The organism is Pseudomonas sp. SYWMCR5, assembly GCF_057197165.1.
The window spans coordinates 181,615-198,627 of the sequence record NZ_JBXUNH010000008.1 but is presented as its reverse complement, the minus strand read 5'-3'; the positions used below and the strand labels follow the sequence as shown (position 1 = coordinate 198,627).

Genomic DNA, 17,013 nt, shown 5'->3' with positions numbered 1-17,013 from the left:
GCCTACAGGCTGTTGAAGGGAATGATGTCCTTGGCCTGGGCGTAGGTCAGGTTGCCCCGGTAGATGCTCAGCACCTGCCCCTCGCTCGCGGCCCTCATCTGCTCCCTATAGCCCATCTTGCGCTGGCTCCAGAGCTTCAGGTGGCCCTTGCCGAACGCGGTGGGCGCCGCCTGGGAGTCAGCGAAGTGGAAGTGCGCAGCCCACAGGGGTCGGCCCTTGCTGTCAGCGGACGACTTGAGCAGGTTGATGCGGTACTCATCCAGGAAACCATCCGAAACCGGCTTGCGCGGCCCCACGTACTCGACCGCGATCAAGCCTTGCTGATGGAGGAAGCTCAACCCATGGGCGCCGGGATAGCGCGTCTTGGTATAAAGCTCGACCAGGCATTCGCGCTTCTGCTCGCGTAACCGGATCACAGCGTCATCCAGGCGACCCAGCAGGCTGTCGGTGCTATCCACGTCCGCCAACTGTTCGCGCAAGTCCAGCACCTCGGCGATCTGCGCATCGAGCATCGAGATCAACCCGCTGTCCTGCGCGTCGTTGGCCACCAATGCCTTGGCCTGTTCGATGACGCTCTCGTTCTGCGCCAGTATGCCCTCAGCCAGTTCACGGCTTTTCCTCTCGGATTCCGGCGTCGAGGCCCGCGATTGCGGCTCAGGTGCTGTGCTCGCGACCTCTTCGAACCGTGCACCGCCTGTCTTGTGAAAACGGTGTTGGACCTGGGCGCTGAACGCGCCCTTGACCTGCAATTCCGACTTCCCATCGACCATGACCTCGGTACCCAGCACTGTCTGGCCTGCATGGGTGCGCGCCACTTGCAATGCACGCAGCGGATAAACCGCACGACGCGGCGCCTGGGCTTGCCCGGCTGCCTGCTCACGCATGGCTTCGACCAGCGACTCGCCTGCCATTGTCTTCAACAGCACCATCTGCTCTCTGTAGGATGCCAGGCGCTGGATATCGACCAAGCGTCTGCCCAGCTTGGTGATGCGGTCGCAGTTGAGGATCGCTGCCAGGTACTCATCCCAGGCACCTTGCAGCACCTCGATGCGCTCGGCGATCGGCAGCTCGCAGAACATCGAGAGATGGTGGGAGTTGGCGGCAACACGCAAACGGTAACTGGCGATCGCGTCACGGAAGATCGTGTAATGCTGGTTGGTGGCTCCTTCTTTCAAGCGAAGGGCCAGTTCGACCAGGCTCATGGCCTGGAAGAAGCGGATCATGACCGTAGACGTCTTGCGAGCGGCGATGACTTGCGCAACGGTGACACGGCCCCTGCTCGATTCGATCTCCATACCGATATCGCTGACCGCCAGCACACGATCCATCTGGCTGGAGACCTCCATGATCCTTGGCTGGTCCAGCACCAGCCCCTCAAGCAACTCCCGGCACCTGACATAGAGGGCTGCGCGGGCTTGCGGCGTGGCCCCGCTCAAACTGCTGGCAATCCGGTCATACTCATGGAAGTTACCCACCGCCACCGCTTCATCGAGGATGAACACGCCATAGCTGATCAGGTCTCGACGCACATTCGTGAGGGTTTGTCGCTGGTCCCTGTCGTGGGCGGTCGTGCGGGTATAGTTAGGGTTATCCAGCAGCGTGACAATGCTGTTCTCTGCGTTGACGTAGTGCTCGAACATGGAATACACCAGTTCGATACGCTGCCGGCGCAGGCCGTTCATCTCGCGCATCAGTGCATCGCGTTTTGCGGTGTACAGTTCGGTCAACGTGTTGAACCGGGAAAGGTTGTCCGGATCCGTGGGAGGCGGTTGGTCGAGTGTTTCTTTCACCTTGACGAGCTTGGTCCGCAGCTCCTCAAGCTTGGCGTTTTGCCTCCCCTGCATCAGGTCACGCGATATCTACCGCCCACACCCTCTCTTGTCGGAACAGGCTGCTGCGTGTCCCCACAACGGAGCCTACTGATGCCCTCACTATCTCCCTGGAGCCTCGCCGCCCTGCTCGGTGCATTAGCCCCTGCAGCCCTCATGGCAGAACCTGCAAGCACACCAAGCCCCGTGTTGAATGCCCAGGCGCAACATGCGCACTGGAGCGGAATCGGCCGATTGACCATGGACAACGGCAGACTGTGCATCGCCACCTTGATCGACAGCCGCGACAACCCGCCCACGACCGACAGCGGCCCCGCCTACATCCTGACCAGCGGCCACTGCGTGGACACGCGCAATGGCCGCATCGGCCAGGACCAGCCGACACACGGCAGCATCGCCTTCAACTACTTCATCGACACCCAGGAGCAGCGCAAGACCTTCGCTCTCAAGCGCAGCCTGTGGAACAGCATGCAGGGCACCGACCTGGCACTGCTTGAGCTGGACGCCACGCTCGATGAAGTCATGTCGCAAGGCATCATGCCGCTGCGCATGGGCAGCAACCCGGCCAAAGAAAAACCGGTTGTGGTCATTGGTGAACCCGGCAGCATCGGCAAGGGCCTGCGCGTGGCAAGCTGTACCGAGCACCCCGCCGACTTTGCCCTGGAGCACCCCTGGGTCTGGCGCAACATACGCGTCAACGACTGCCCCGGGGTCAGTGCCGGTGCCTCAGGCAGCCCCGTGATAACGCCAGACGACCAGCAGGTGATCGCAGTGATCAACAGTGTCACCAGCGACGCCAGCGCGCCCTGCGCTACAAACAGCCCTTGCGTAAATGCGCAAGGCTCGCAAGACGCCCCGCCACGCAACATCGCCATGCCGCTGAACAGGGTCCTCGGCTGCTTCAAGCAAGGTGTGGCCGACCTGGCACTGGACAGCTGCCAGCTACTGCCCGGCTTCTCGGCAACGGTGACCAAGCGGCCTCGCTTTCTCGAAAAGATCGCCAGCGATGAGCAAGGGCAGTACACCCCGCCCGGCTGGAACCTGCACTTCACCCTCGACACGCCCCGCTATCGCTTCAAGACCACGACCGACCCACTGGCCTGCGAAGAGCCGACCGGCTACAGCGGCACCATCGCTGCGGGGGAAGTGCCGATCGACGCCCCCGTCGGCCCAGAGCCCGGCTGGCACTTTCTCTGCCTGATCGGCGTGAATACCCCCGAGCAGGCGCCCTCGTTCGCGCTGATGGCCAACAGCCTGACGCTGGCGACGGAACTGTTGCCCGCCAAGGACGTGCCCTTCCCCGACGTGACCTATGCGTATCAGGACAATGGTGGCGTGCGAGTCACCTGGACACGCCATCCACCGGACGTGGTCCACTACCGGGTCAAGCAAGGCCCGGCAGCGAAGATCGACTGTGACGACCCCAAGGGCTTTGGCCTCCTGCGTCACACCCACTTCACCTTCGAGGCCAGCAAGCTGCCGCTGAAGATCTGCACCCGAGGCGAGGACATCATCCGCCAACAATCTGCGGTCCGCACCGACGTGATTGCGCCTGTAGCTCGCTGAGGCAAACAAAAAGGCCCTGTCGTGTGACAGGGCCTTTTCATGACAGCACGCGTAGGGGCGATCAGCTGTAGACACGCCCCAGCAACTGGCGATGGCTTTCGAACTGATCGAGCACATCGCGCACGATCTGCTCGGGCAGGAAGCCCATCAGGTCGTACTCCTGGCTACCGTTGTGCAGGTACACCTCGGCGCGGTAGAAGCGCTGGCGCACTTCAGGCTCGCCCCCGGCAGATGCCTCGCTCGGTGCCGCCAGATAGCCGTCCAGGCTGACTTCATAGACGAAGGGGTTGCCCTCTTCCATCATCACCCGCACACCCATCATGTTGCGCGACTGACCGACGCGGGTCTCCACCTCGAAGCCCTGGGCGCGCAGTTGTTCAGCCGCCTCCTTGAGGGCCGGGCTGACCTGCTTGTCCATGAAGCGCTGCACCACCGCCTGGGTCGGCTCGAGCTCCAGTTGCGTGAGGCGCTCGCTGAAGCCACGACGGCCACGGGCAGCCAGCTCCGCACGTTCCTGCTCGACCGCGACATCCTGCTTCATCGCCTTGTACAAGCCGAACATGAACAGCACCAGCACCACCGAGAACGGCAGGCCGGCCAGCACCACCATGGTCTGCATGGCTTCGAAGTTGCCGGCGAACAGCAGGCCGATGGTGACCAGGGTGATGATCACCGACCAGAACACCACCATCCAGTGCGGCGCGTCCTCGTCGACCTGGCCACCTTTGCACGAAAGGTTGGCCATCATCACCGCACCCGAGTCGGCCGGGGTGAGGAACAGCACGAAGCCGACGAACACCGCCACACCGATCACCACCTTGGCCGCCGGGAAGTATTCCAGCAACTGGTAGATCGACATCGACGGCTGTTCCAACGCGGTCTTGCCCAGCTCCACGGCGCCCTGGTTGATTACCAGGTCCAACGCGGTGTTGCCGAAGATCGACAGCCACGCCAGGGTGAAGCCCAGCGGGATCAGCAGCACGCCGCTGACCAGCTGGCGTACGGTACGGCCCTTGGAGATACGGGCGATGAACATGCCGACGAACGGGCCCCAGGAGATCCACCAGGCCCAGTAGAACACGGTCCACAAACCCAGCCAGCGCTCGGATTTGCCCGCCTCGCCCTCGTAGACGTAGAGGTCGAAGGTCTTGAGCACGATGCCGTTGAGGTAGTCGCCGACGTTCTGCACGAAGCCGTTGAGCAGGTGCAGGGTGTTGCCGCCAAGCAGGACGAAGATCAGCAAGCCGCTGAACAGCATGATGTTCAGGTTGGACAGGCGGCGAATGCCGTTTTCCACCCCCGACACGGCGGCGACGGTGGCCACCCCAGCCATCACCAGAATGACCACCAGCAGGTTGGTCTTGCTGTGGTCCATGCCGAACAGGTATTCCAGGCCCGAAGACACCTGCATCGAACCGATACCCAGGTTGGTCACCAGGCCCAGCAGGGTGACGAACATGCCGAAGATGTCCACGGCGTTGCCCGCCGCGCCCTTGACCCAGCGCTCACCGACCAGCGGGTACAGCGCCGAACGCAGCGCCAGCGGCTGGTTGTGGCGGTAGGCGAAGTAGCCCACGGCCAGGCCCACCAGGGCGTAGATCGCCCAGCCATGCAGGCCCCAGTGCAGGAAGGTCAGTTGCAGGCCCTGGCGCGCCGCTTCGAGGCTCGCGGGGGTGCCTTCGGGCGGGTTGAAGTAGTGGTCCAGCGGTTCGGATGCGCCGAAATACAGCAGCGAGATACCGATACCGGACGAGAACAGCATGCCGGCCCAGGCGCCATAGCTGAAGTCGGGCTGGTCATCCTTGCCGCCCAGCTTGAGCTTGCCGTAGTCGGAGAAGGCCAGGAAGACGACGAACACGAGGTAACCACAGATCACCAGCATGTAGTACCAGCCGAAGGTGCGCGTCAGCCATCTCTGGGCCACGCCCAGCACCTGGCCGGCGGTTTCGGGTACAGCGATAAGCAAGGCAGTCAACGCGAGGACCAGCAGCGCGGAGGTGAAGAACACCACGCGGTTGACCCGAACCCTCTCGGCGGGGGGCTTTGTCAGGGAGGCAGAACTCATTGCACGAATGCTCCGGGCAGTAAGGCTGTGGAGGCTAATCAGTCAGTTCCCGCGCAATTGGTGCAATAGCCCCACTGCGTCAGGTGTTATAAAAGCACCCTGGAAACCGTGATCCCGAATCGAAACGCTGCAATTAAACAGACCGGCGGGCACTGCCTGAACGCTGCCATCCTTGCTGGATGCGCGCATTCGTCACAGCTCGCCTGACCCGCTCCAAGGGTCGTCCGCGCGGTCATCGACCGCTCGGCAGAATCTGCCCATGCATCGTTCTTGCCCGTCAACGCCTTGTATTCCGGGGGTTACACGTTTTCCTGGGGTGTCAATCCGTGCTTTCTCGACCGCCTGAAAAACTGTCAATGGCACAAATTGTCGCAGAGCTTATTCTTTATTGATTGAACGTTCAATCAAAACAAAATAGACTGGCCCTTGCCGAGTCGGATGCAGGTCGTCCGCTCGCAGGCCTGAGGAGATAGCAAGATGCCCAAGGTCGGTATGCAACCCATCCGCCGCCAGCAGTTGATCGACGCCACATTGCAGGCTGTCGACCAGGTCGGTCTGGGAGATGCCAGCATTGCGCTGATTGCCCGTTTGGCCGGTGTGTCGAACGGCATCATCAGTCACTACTTTCAGGACAAGAACGGCCTGATCGCAGCGACCATGCGCTACCTCATGAACGCGTTGAGCGAAGGCACCGTCGCCCGCCGACAAGCCCTCACAGACGACAGCCCGCGGGCGCACCTGAGAGTGATCGTCGAAGGCAACTTCGACGCAAGCCAGGTCAGCGGCCCGGCAATGAAAACCTGGTTGGCCTTCTGGGCCGCCAGCATGCACCAGCCGTCCTTGCACAGGTTGCAGCGGATCAACGATCACCGCCTTTACTCCAACCTGTGCTGCCAGTTCCGCCGTGTCTTGCCGCTCTACCATGCGCGCAAGGCCGCTCGCGGGCTGGCGGCCCTGATCGACGGCCTGTGGCTGCGCGGTGCGCTCTCGGGCGACGCGTTCGACACAGAGCAGGCAATACGGATCGCCTACGAATACATGGATCTACAACTGGCTAAGCAGCACGACCTGGATTCCAACCCCCAGGCGGCTGAACGATCGCACGCAGCGACTGCCCAATCGGCAGGAGCACGACGCGGCTAGCCAATCACACACTGCACTTGCGAGGACTCTATGGCCCGTTTCGGAACGCAAAAACTCTACATCGATGGTGGTTATGTCGACGCTGGCAGCGATGCCACCTTCGAGGCCATCAACCCGGCCACCGGCGAAGTCCTTGCCCACGTCCAGCGTGCGACCGAGGCTGACGTCGAGCGCGCCGTCGAGAGCGCCGAACGTGGCCAGAAAGTCTGGGCCGCGATGACAGCCATGCAGCGTTCGCGCATCCTGCGCCGCGCCGTCGACATCCTGCGCGAGCGCAACGACGAGCTGGCCATGCTGGAAACCCTGGACACCGGCAAGTCGTACTCCGAAACCCGCTACGTCGACATCGTCACCGGTGCCGATGTACTGGAGTACTACGCAGGCCTGGTCCCGGCCATCGAAGGTGAGCAGATCCCGCTGCGCGAATCGTCCTTCGTCTACACCCGTCGCGAGCCACTGGGCGTGACTGCCGGTATCGGCGCGTGGAACTACCCGATCCAGATCGCCCTGTGGAAGTCCGCGCCTGCCCTGGCCGCTGGCAACGCGATGATCTTCAAGCCGTCGGAAGTCACCTCGCTGACCACCCTGAAACTGGCCGAGATCTTCACCGAAGCCGGCCTGCCGGATGGCGTGTTCAACGTCCTGACCGGTAGCGGCCGTGAAGTCGGCACCCTGTTGACCGAGCACCCGCGCATCGAGAAAGTCTCCTTCACCGGCGGCACCACCACCGGCAAGAAGGTCATGGCCAGCGCCTCGAGCTCCTCGCTCAAGGAAGTGACCATGGAACTGGGCGGCAAGTCGCCGCTGATCATCTGCGACGACGCCGACCTGGACAAGGCCGCCGACATCGCCATGATGGCCAACTTCTACAGCTCCGGTCAGGTCTGCACCAACGGCACCCGCGTGTTCGTCCCGGTCGCGATGAAAGCGGCGTTCGAAGCCAAGATCGCCGAGCGCGTCGCCCGCATCCGCATCGGCAACCCGGAAGACGAGAACACCAACTTCGGCCCGCTGGTCAGCTTCCAGCACATGGAAAGCGTCCTGGGCTACATCGCCAAGGGCAAGGAAGAAGGCGCCCGCGTGCTGTGCGGCGGTGAGCGTCTGACCGAAGGCGCGTTCGCCAAGGGCGCCTTCGTCGCCCCGACCGTGTTCACCGACTGCCGCGACGACATGACCATCGTCAAGGAAGAAATCTTCGGGCCGGTGATGAGCATCCTCACCTACGAAACCGAAGAAGAAGTCATCCGCCGCGCCAACGACACCGAGTACGGCCTGGCTGCGGGCGTATGCACCAACGACATCACCCGCGCCCACCGCATCATCCACAAGCTCGAAGCCGGTATCTGCTGGATCAACGCCTGGGGTGAATCGCCAGCCGAAATGCCGGTTGGCGGCTACAAGCAGTCGGGCGTCGGCCGTGAGAACGGCGTCAGCTCGCTGGCTCAATACACTCGCATCAAGTCGGTGCAGGTCGAGCTGGGCGGCTACAACTCGGTCTTCTAAGACCGGTCTGGCCACGCCCGTGCCTTTGCGCACGGGCACTCCCGCCCCCTGAACACTGCCAACGAGGGTACTTTGCATGTCCCAAGAATACGATTACATCATCGTCGGTGCCGGTTCGGCCGGTAACACCCTGGCCACCCGCCTGACCGAAGACGCCAGCGTCTCGGTGCTGCTGCTGGAAGCCGGCGGCCCCGACTACCGCTTCGATTTCCGCACCCAGATGCCAGCCGCCCTGGCCTTCCCGCTGCAGGGCCGCCGCTACAACTGGGCCTACGAGACCGACCCTGAACCGCACATGGATGGCCGCCGCATGGAATGTGGCCGCGGCAAGGGCCTGGGTGGCTCCTCGCTGATCAACGGCATGTGCTACATCCGCGGCAACGCCATGGACTTCGACGGCTGGGCCGAACTGCCAGGCCTGGAAGACTGGACCTACCTGGACTGCCTGCCCTACTTCAAGAAAGCCGAAACCCGCGACATCGGCCCGAACGACTACCACGGTGGCGACGGCCCGGTCAGCGTTGCCACGCCAAAAGCCGGCAACAACCCGCTGTTCCATGCCATGGTCGAAGCCGGTGTACAGGCCGGTTACCCACGCACCGAAGACCTCAACGGCTACCAGCAGGAAGGCTTCGGACCGATGGACCGTTCGGTGACCAAGAACGGTCGTCGCTCCAGCACCGCCCGCGGCTACCTGGACCAGGCCAAGAAACGCCCGAACCTGACCATCGTCACTCACGCCCTGAGCGACCGCGTACTCTTCGAAGGCAAGCGCGCCGTGGGTGTGACCTATCTGGTCGGTGACAGCGAAGAGCGCGTCGAAGCCCGTGCCCGCAAGGAAGTCATCGTCAGCTCCGGCGCCATCGCTTCGCCGCAGTTGCTGCAGCGCTCCGGTGTCGGCCCGCGCGCCCTGCTGGAGAGCCTCGACATTCCGGTGGTCCACGACCTGCCGGGCGTCGGCGAGAACCTGCAGGACCACCTGGAACTGTATCTGCAGTACGCCTGCACCCAGCCGGTGTCGCTGTACCCATCGCTGCTGTGGTGGAACCAGCCGGCCATCGGTGCCGAGTGGCTGTTCAACGGCACCGGCATCGGCGCCAGCAACCAGTTCGAGGCCGGTGGTTTCATCCGCACCCGCCCTGAGTTCGAGTGGCCGAACATCCAGTACCACTTCCTGCCGGTGGCGATCAACTACAACGGCTCCAACGGCGTGAAGGAACATGGCTTCCAGGCGCACATGGGCTCGATGCGTTCGCCAAGCCGTGGCCGCATCCAACTCAAGTCCAAGGACCCGCGCCAGCACCCGAGCATCCTGTTCAACTACATGGCCACCGAACAGGACTGGCAAGAGTTCCGCGACGGCATCCGCCTGACCCGCGAGATCATGGCCCAGCCTGCGCTGGACCCGTATCGCGGTCGCGAGATCAGCCCGGGCGCGCACGTGCAGACCGATGAAGAGCTGGACAAATTCATCCGCGAGCACGCCGAAACCGCGTTCCACCCATCCTGCTCGTGCAAGATGGGCACCGACGACATGGCGGTGGTCGATGGCGAAGGCCGCGTGCATGGCATGCAAGGCCTGCGTGTGGTCGATGCGTCGATCATGCCGATCATCATCACCGGCAACCTCAACGCCACCACGATCATGATCGCCGAGAAAATCTCCGACAAGATCCGTGGCCGCAAGCCACTGCCACGCAGCACGGCCAAGTACTACAAGGCCAACGGTGCGCCGGTGAAGGGCAAGCCGATGCGTGAGGTGAAGCAGGCGTAATCCTGCACCGGGCTCTTCGCGGCGGTTCGTCGCCCCGACAAGCCAGCTCCCCACAGGTACTGCACAAGTCTTCATGCCTGTGGTGAATCTGTGGGAGCGGGCTTGCCCGCGAAAGGGCCCGCATAGGCAACACAACAAAAGGCACCCACCGCGGTGCCTTTTGTACATCTGCAGAAACGCTTTACATGCTGGCAATTCATCAGGTTAGAATCGATTGGCACGCGACTTGCGAGTCAAGTCATCTTTCCGCGATATCCCGGAGTACCTGCCTTTGGATGCCAGCACCATCAACAGCCTGTTTCTGATCGGCGCATTGCTGGTGGGCGCAAGTATCCTGGTCAGCTCTCTGTCGTCGCGTCTGGGCATCCCTATCCTGGTCATCATCCTCGCGGTCGGCATGGTCGCCGGTGTCGATGGTGGCGGCATCATCTTCAACAACTACCCGACCGCCTACCTGGTGGGCAACCTCGCGCTTGCCGTGATCCTGCTCGACGGCGGCCTGCGCACGCGGGTAGCGAGTTTCCGCGTAGCCCTGTGGCCAGCCTTGTCGCTGGCCACGGTGGGCGTGCTCATCACCACGGGCCTGACCGGCATGGTCGCTGCCTGGCTGTTCGACCTGAGCCTGATCCAGGGCCTGCTCATCGGTGCCATCGTCGGCTCTACCGACGCCGCGGCGGTTTTCTCGCTGCTCGGTGGCAAAGGCCTGAACGAACGGGTCACGGCGACGCTCGAGATCGAGTCGGGCAGCAACGACCCGATGGCGGTGTTCCTCACCGTCACCCTGATCGACATGATCGCCAGCGGCCAGACCGGCCTGCACTGGAGCCTGCTGACCCACCTGATCCGCGAGTTCGGCATCGGCGGCCTGCTGGGCCTGGGTGGCGGCTGGCTGATGCTGCAACTGGTCAACCGCATCAACCTGGCCGGTGGCCTGTACCCGATCCTGGTGATCGCCGGGGGCCTGGTGGTGTTCTCCCTGACCAACGCCCTGCACGGCAGCGGCTTCCTTGCCGTCTACCTGTGCGGCCTGGTGCTGGGCAACAAGCCGATCCGCAGCCGCCACGGCATCCTGCACATGCTCGACGGCATGGCCTGGCTGGCGCAGATCGGCATGTTCCTGGTGCTGGGGCTGCTGGTCACCCCGCACGACCTGCTGCCCATCGCCCTGCCCGCCCTGGGCCTGGCGCTGTGGATGATCCTCTTCGCCCGCCCACTGTCGGTGCTGGCCGCACTGCTGCCGTTCAAGGCGTTCCACGGCCGCGAAAAGGGCTTCATTTCCTGGGTTGGCCTGCGCGGCGCGGTACCGATCATCCTTGCGGTGTTCCCGCTGATGGCGGGCCTGCCCGATGCGCAGTTGTTCTTCAACCTGGCGTTCTTCATCGTGCTGGTGTCGCTGCTGGTGCAAGGCACCAGCCTGCCGTGGATGGCCAAGCTGCTGAAGGTCACGGTGCCGCCAGATCCAGCGCCGATCTCGCGCTCGGCGCTGGAGGTGCACATCACCAGCGAATGGGAGCTGTTCGTCTACCGCCTGGGCGCGGAAAAATGGTGCATCGGCGCAGCCCTGCGCGAGCTGAAGATGCCCGAGGGCACGCGCATTGCCGCGCTGTTCCGTGGCGAGCAGTTGCTGCACCCCTCGGGCAGTACCGTGCTGGAGGTCGGCGACATGCTCTGCGTGATCGGCCATGAGCACAACCTGCCAGCCCTGGGCAAACTGTTCAGCCAGGCGCCACAGCGCGGCCTGGACCTGCGCTTCTTCGGTGACTTCGTCCTCGAAGGCGATGCCGAGCTCGGCGCGGTGGCAGCACTTTATGGCCTGAAGCTCGACGGGCTGGATGCGAAAATGCCGTTGGCGCAGTTCATCCGACAGAAGGTCGGAGGCGCTCCAGTCGTAGGCGACCAGGTCGAATGGCACAGCACGATCTGGACAGTCGCGACCATGGACGGGAACAAGATCCAGAAAGTGGGCGTCAGATTCCCCGAAGGAACCCGGCCCGGCCCGGGGTTGTTCCTCTAAACTCCGTTCGTGCCCTCTCGCAAGTAGTCTGCCTATGTCCCTGCGCGTGTATGTCCGCGCAGCCCTGCTGGGGCTGTGCCTTTCCCTGTCGTTCGCCGCCGTGGCGGCCGAGGTGCCGGCCGCTCCCGGCATCCAGAACAGCCTCGACAAGATTGCCGAGCGCAAGCTGCCGGAGCCCGAGCAGAAGGCGCTCCAGCAGGTGCTGGAGCAGACCCTCGCGTTGATCGCCAGCAAAGAGGATAGCGAGAAGAAACTCGCCGACCTCAAGCAGCAATTGGCCGGCGCCCCTCAGGAAACCCGCGACAGCCAGCGCGAACTGGCCAAGCTCAAGGACACTAAGGTCACGCCCGTGGCCCAGCGCTATGCCAGCCTCAGCGTGCCGCAGCTCGAGCAGATGCTCAGCGAACGCAGCACCCAGCAGGGCGAGCTGCAAAAGGCGCTGTCCGAAGCCAACAGCCTGATCATCAACTCCCAGACCCGCCCCGAACGTGCCCAGGCCGAGATCAGCAACAACCAGACCCGCGCCCAGCAGATCAACAACGCGCTGAAATCAGGCAAGGACAACGGCAAGGCGATTTCCGTCGACCAGCGCAACCAGCTCAACGCCGAACTGGCCTCGCTCAACGCCCTCACCCTGCTGCGCCGCCAGGAGCTGGCCGGCAACAGCCTGCTGCAGGATCTGGGCAACGCCCGCCACGACCTGCTGATCGAGCGTGCCACACGCCTTGAGCAAGAAATCCAGGACCTGCAGACACTGATCAACGAGAAACGCCTGGCACAGTCGCAACAGACCGTCACCCAGCAGTCGATCGAAGCGCAGAAGGCCGGCGGCAGCACCCTGCTGGCCAACGAGAGCGCCGCCAACCTCAAGCTCTCCGACTACCTGCTGCGCAGCACCGACCGCCTCAACGAACTCACCCAGCAGAACCTGCAGACCAAGCAGCAGCTCGACACCCTGACCCAGGCCGACCAGGCGCTGGACGAGCAGATCAACGTACTCAAGGGCAGCCTGCTGCTGTCGAAGATCCTTTACAAGCAGAAGCAGGCGCTGCCGCACCTGAAGGTGGATCGCGACCTGGCCGACCAGATCGCCGATATCCGCCTGTACCAGTTCGAGGTCAACCAGCAGCGCGAGCAGATGAGCAGCCCGGTCAGCTATGTCGACAAGCTGCTGTCCACCCAGCCTGAGCAGGACGTCACCCCGCAACTGCGCAAGGCACTGCTGGAAGTCGCCATCACCCGCAGCGACCTGCTCGAGCGCCTGAACCGCGAGCTGTCGGCACTGCTCAACGAATCCATCACCCTGCAGCTCAACCAGAAGCAGCTGCTGGGCACCGCGCAGAATCTGCGCACCACCCTCGATGAGCAGATGTTCTGGATACCCAGCAACAAGCCGCTGGACTGGGACTGGCTGCGCTATGTGCCCGAGCGCTTCGCCGACCAGGTCGCCAGCCTGCCCTGGGGTTCGGGCATCAAGGAACTGGCCGACGGCCTGAGCCAGCGCCCACTGCTGTTCCTGCCGCTGCTGCTGGTGATCGGCGCACTGCTGTGGAGGCGCAAGTACCTGTACCAGCGCCTGGGCAAGGTGCACCAGGATATCGGCCACTTCCGTCGCGACAGCCAGTGGCACACCCCCCAGGCGATCCTGATCAACATCCTCCTGGCCATGCCGGTAAGCCTGGGCCTGGCACTGTGCAGCTATGCCTTGCAGATCGACGCCCGCGGCCAGAACGCCAATCTCGGCGCCGCGCTGTGGCAACTGGCCCAGGCCTGGCTGGTGTTCTACACCGCCTACCGCGTGCTGGCCCCCGGAGGCGTGGCCGAGGTGCACTTCCGCTGGCACAAGCCGCAGGTCGAGTTCCTGCGCGGTTGGGTACGCAGGCTCGGCACGGTGGTGCTGGCCCTGGTGGGTGTGGTCGCGGTGGCCGAACACCAGCCTTCGGCGCTGGCCGACGACGTGCTGGGCATCGGCGTGGTGCTGGCCTGCTATGCGCTGATGGCCTGGCTGCTCAGCCGTCTGCTGCTGAGCAGCCCGGCACACCGTGACACATCGCTGTTCCGCAAGGCGGTCGGGGTAGCGTTCACCGCGCTGCCGATCGCGCTGTTCGTCGCGGTGTGCTTCGGCTACTACTACACCGCACTGAAACTCACCGACCGCCTGATCTACACCCTCTACCTGCTGCTGTTCTGGCTGGTGATCGAGGCGGCGTTCGTTCGCGGCCTGTCGGTGGCGGCGCGACGCCTGGCCTACCAGCGCGCGTTGAGCAAGCGCGCGGCCGCCAAGGAAGGCCTGGACGGCGAAGTCATCGTCGAGGAACCGACCCTGGACATCGAGCAGGTCAACCAGCAGTCCTTGCGCCTGATCCGCCTGGCCCTGCTCGGCGGCTTCATCGGTGGGTTGTACTGGGTATGGTCGGACCTGATCACCGTATTCTCCTACCTCAACAACGTCACCCTGTACGAATACGCCAGCGGCACCGGCGCAACGGCCAGCATGGTGCCGATCAGCCTCGGCGACCTGCTCGGTGCACTGGTCATCGCCGGCATCACCATCGCCCTGGCCAGCAACCTGCCGGGCCTGCTGGAAGTGCTGGTACTGTCGCGCCTGAGCCTGGCCCAGGGCAGTGCCTACGCGATCACCACGCTGCTGTCCTACGTGATTGTCGGCGTGGGCATCGTCAGCACCCTGGCCACCCTCGGGGTGAGCTGGGACAAGCTGCAATGGCTGGTCGCCGCCCTGTCTCTGGGCCTGGGCTTCGGCATGCAGGAGATCTTCGCCAACTTCATCTCCGGCATCATGATCCTGTTCGAGCGCCCGGTGCGGATCGGCGACACCATCACCATCGGCAACCTGTCCGGCACGGTGAGCAAGATCCGCATTCGCGCCACGACCATCACCGACTTCGACCGCAAGGACATCATCGTCCCCAACAAGACGTTCATCACTGGCCAGTTGATCAACTGGTCGCTGACCGACACCGTTACACGGGTGACGCTCAAGCTGGGCATCGACTACGGCTCCGACCTGGACCTGGTGCGCGAGCTGCTGCTCAAGGGCGCCCATGAAAACCCACGTGTGCTCAAGGACCCTGAGCCGATCGTGTATTTCCTGCAGTTCGGCGAAAGCTCGCTGGATCATGAGTTGCGCATGCACGTGCGCGACCTGGGCGACCGCAACCCGACGCTGGACGAGATCAACCGCTATATCAACCGTGAGTTCAAGGCCCACGACATCAAGATCTCGGTCCGCCAGGTGGAGGTGTTCCTGATGGACACCAAGGGCGGCAAGCAGCAGATGATCCCGCTGGAGCAACCGAAATCCGATGGCACTGCATCGGTCTGAGTGCACTCGAATACTTTATTCTGTGCAGAATCCCTGCGAGGGCTGCGCCCTCGTTCGCGGGCAAGCCCGCTCCTACAGAGACCGCGCATTACCTGTGGGAGCGGGCTTGCCCGCGAAGGGCCGCAAGGCGGCCCCGATGTCCAGACTTCAGGAGCCGGCCCCGTGAAAGCCCTCGACCAACTCACCTTCGATAACCGCTTCGCCCAACTCGGCGACACCTACTCCACCCAGGTGCTGCCCGAGCCGATTGCCGAGCCGCGCCTGGTGGTCGCCAGTGAATCGGCCATGGCCCTGCTCGACCTCGACCCAGCCCAGGCCGATGAGCCCGTGTTCGCCGAGCTGTTCAGCGGCCACAAGCTCTGGGAAGAAGCCGACCCACGGGCGATGGTCTATTCCGGCCATCAGTTCGGCTCTTACAACCCGCGCCTGGGGGACGGCCGCGGCCTGCTGCTGGGCGAGGTGCTGAACGATGCCGGCGAGCATTGGGACCTGCACCTCAAGGGCGCCGGCCAGACACCGTACTCGCGCATGGGCGACGGCCGCGCGGTGCTGCGCTCGTCGATCCGCGAGTTCCTTGCTTCAGAAGCACTGCACGCCCTGGGCATCCCCAGCAGCCGGGCGCTGTGCGTGGTGGGTTCGAGCACCCCGGTGTGGCGCGAGACCCGTGAAAGCGCGGCCATGCTGCTACGCCTGGCGCAGAGCCACGTGCGCTTCGGTCATTTCGAATACTTCTACTACACCCAGCAGCCCGAGCAGCAACGCGTGCTCATCGACCACGTGCTCGAACAGCACTACCCCGAGTGTCGCGACGCCGAGCAGCCCTACCTGGCGATGTTCCGCACCATCGTCGAGCGCAACGCCGAGCTGATCGCGCGCTGGCAGGCCTATGGTTTCTGCCACGGGGTGATGAACACCGACAACATGTCGATCCTGGGCATCACCTTCGATTTTGGCCCCTATGCCTTCCTCGACGACTTCGACGCCAACTTCATCTGCAACCACTCCGACGACCGCGGCCGCTACAGCTACGCCAACCAGGTGCCGATCGCCCACTGGAACCTGAGCGCCCTGGCCCAGGCCCTGACCAAGGTGATCGAAGTAGATGCGCTCAAGGAAACCCTGGGGCTGTTCCTGCCGCTGTACCAGGCGCACTACCTGGACCTGATGCGCCGACGACTGGGCCTGACCACCGCCGAAGACGGCGACATGGCCCTGGTCGAACGCCTGCTGCAACGCATGCAGAGTGGCGGCGTGGACTACACCCTGTTCTTCCGCCGCCTTGGCGAGCAACCTGTGGAACAGGCACTGCAGGTGGTTCGCGATGACTTCATCGACCTCGCCGGCTTCGACGCCTGGGGCGCCGACTACCTGGCGCGCTGCCAGCGCGAAGCGGGTAACGCGCAGGGTCGGCGTGAGCGCATGCATGCGGTCAACCCGCTGTACATCCTGCGTAACTATCTCGCGCAGCGCGCCATCGAAGCGGCAGAGGGCGGGGACTACAGTGAAGTGCGACGCCTGCACCAGGTCCTGTGCAAGCCGTTCGAGGAGCAGCCCGGGATGCATGCCTATGCCGAGCGGCCACCGGAGTGGGGCAAGCACCTGGAAATCAGCTGCTCTTCCTGAACTACGACTGACCTGGACTGCCCCCAAGGGTTGGATTGGTGTCCAACTTCTTGGGGGCAATCCATCCCTGTGGGAGCGGCGGTTCGGCGCCCCGACTTGCCCGCGAACACCGGCAAAGCCGGTGCCATTCACCGCGCAGCGGGGGCGTTTCCA

Annotated in this window: 9 protein-coding genes; 7 read left to right on the top strand and 2 right to left on the bottom strand. The window is 63.8% G+C overall.

Annotation, left to right across the window (positions count from 1 at the left end):
- Positions 1-2 precede the first annotated feature (2 nt).
- Positions 3-1,727 (bottom strand): hypothetical protein, encoded by a 1,725-nt coding sequence (locus tag AC2CGW_RS20425; protein WP_484574491.1) that lies wholly within the window; start codon positions 1,725-1,727, stop codon positions 3-5.
- A gap of 195 nt (positions 1,728-1,922) precedes the next feature.
- On the opposite strand from AC2CGW_RS20425, the gene AC2CGW_RS20420 reads away from it, so the two are divergent.
- The gene (locus tag AC2CGW_RS20420) at positions 1,923-3,395 is read left to right on the top strand and encodes a trypsin-like serine peptidase (RefSeq protein WP_484574490.1); all 1,473 of its coding nucleotides are present in this window, start codon (positions 1,923-1,925) and stop codon (positions 3,393-3,395) included.
- Between the two features lie 61 nt (positions 3,396-3,456).
- On the opposite strand, the gene AC2CGW_RS20415 is transcribed toward AC2CGW_RS20420, so the two are convergent.
- Positions 3,457-5,403 (bottom strand): BCCT family transporter, encoded by a 1,947-nt coding sequence (locus tag AC2CGW_RS20415; RefSeq protein ID WP_346655478.1) that lies wholly within the window; start codon positions 5,401-5,403, stop codon positions 3,457-3,459.
- 534 nt (positions 5,404-5,937) lie between these two features.
- Between AC2CGW_RS20415 and betI the strand changes: the two genes are divergently transcribed.
- From betI to selO, 6 genes are all read left to right on the top strand, one after another.
- Positions 5,938-6,603 carry a transcriptional regulator BetI gene (betI, locus tag AC2CGW_RS20410; RefSeq protein ID WP_186665643.1) on the top strand — a complete coding sequence of 222 codons (666 nt, stop codon included), beginning with the start codon at positions 5,938-5,940 and terminating at the stop codon, positions 6,601-6,603.
- Positions 6,604-6,633: 30 nt separating this feature from the next.
- On the top strand, positions 6,634-8,106 hold the full coding sequence (gene betB / locus AC2CGW_RS20405; RefSeq protein ID WP_186665641.1) for a betaine-aldehyde dehydrogenase: 1,473 nt from the start codon (positions 6,634-6,636) through the stop codon (positions 8,104-8,106).
- Positions 8,107-8,182: 76 nt separating this feature from the next.
- Positions 8,183-9,880 carry a choline dehydrogenase gene (gene betA / locus AC2CGW_RS20400; protein WP_186665639.1) on the top strand — a complete coding sequence of 566 codons (1,698 nt, stop codon included), beginning with the start codon at positions 8,183-8,185 and terminating at the stop codon, positions 9,878-9,880.
- A 271-nt stretch (positions 9,881-10,151) separates the two neighbouring features.
- Entirely contained in the window at positions 10,152-11,894 is a 1,743-nt protein-coding gene (locus tag AC2CGW_RS20395) for a potassium/proton antiporter (protein WP_186666100.1), read from the top strand.
- 34 nt (positions 11,895-11,928) lie between these two features.
- Positions 11,929-15,237, top strand: a complete 3,309-nt coding sequence (gene mscK, locus AC2CGW_RS20390; RefSeq protein WP_411383452.1) for a mechanosensitive channel MscK — start codon at positions 11,929-11,931, stop codon at positions 15,235-15,237.
- Between the two features lie 162 nt (positions 15,238-15,399).
- Positions 15,400-16,860: a protein adenylyltransferase SelO gene (gene selO / locus AC2CGW_RS20385; protein ID WP_186665635.1), complete on the top strand. Its 1,461-nt coding sequence runs from the start codon at positions 15,400-15,402 to the stop codon at positions 16,858-16,860.
- The last annotated feature ends 153 nt before the right edge of the window (positions 16,861-17,013 follow it).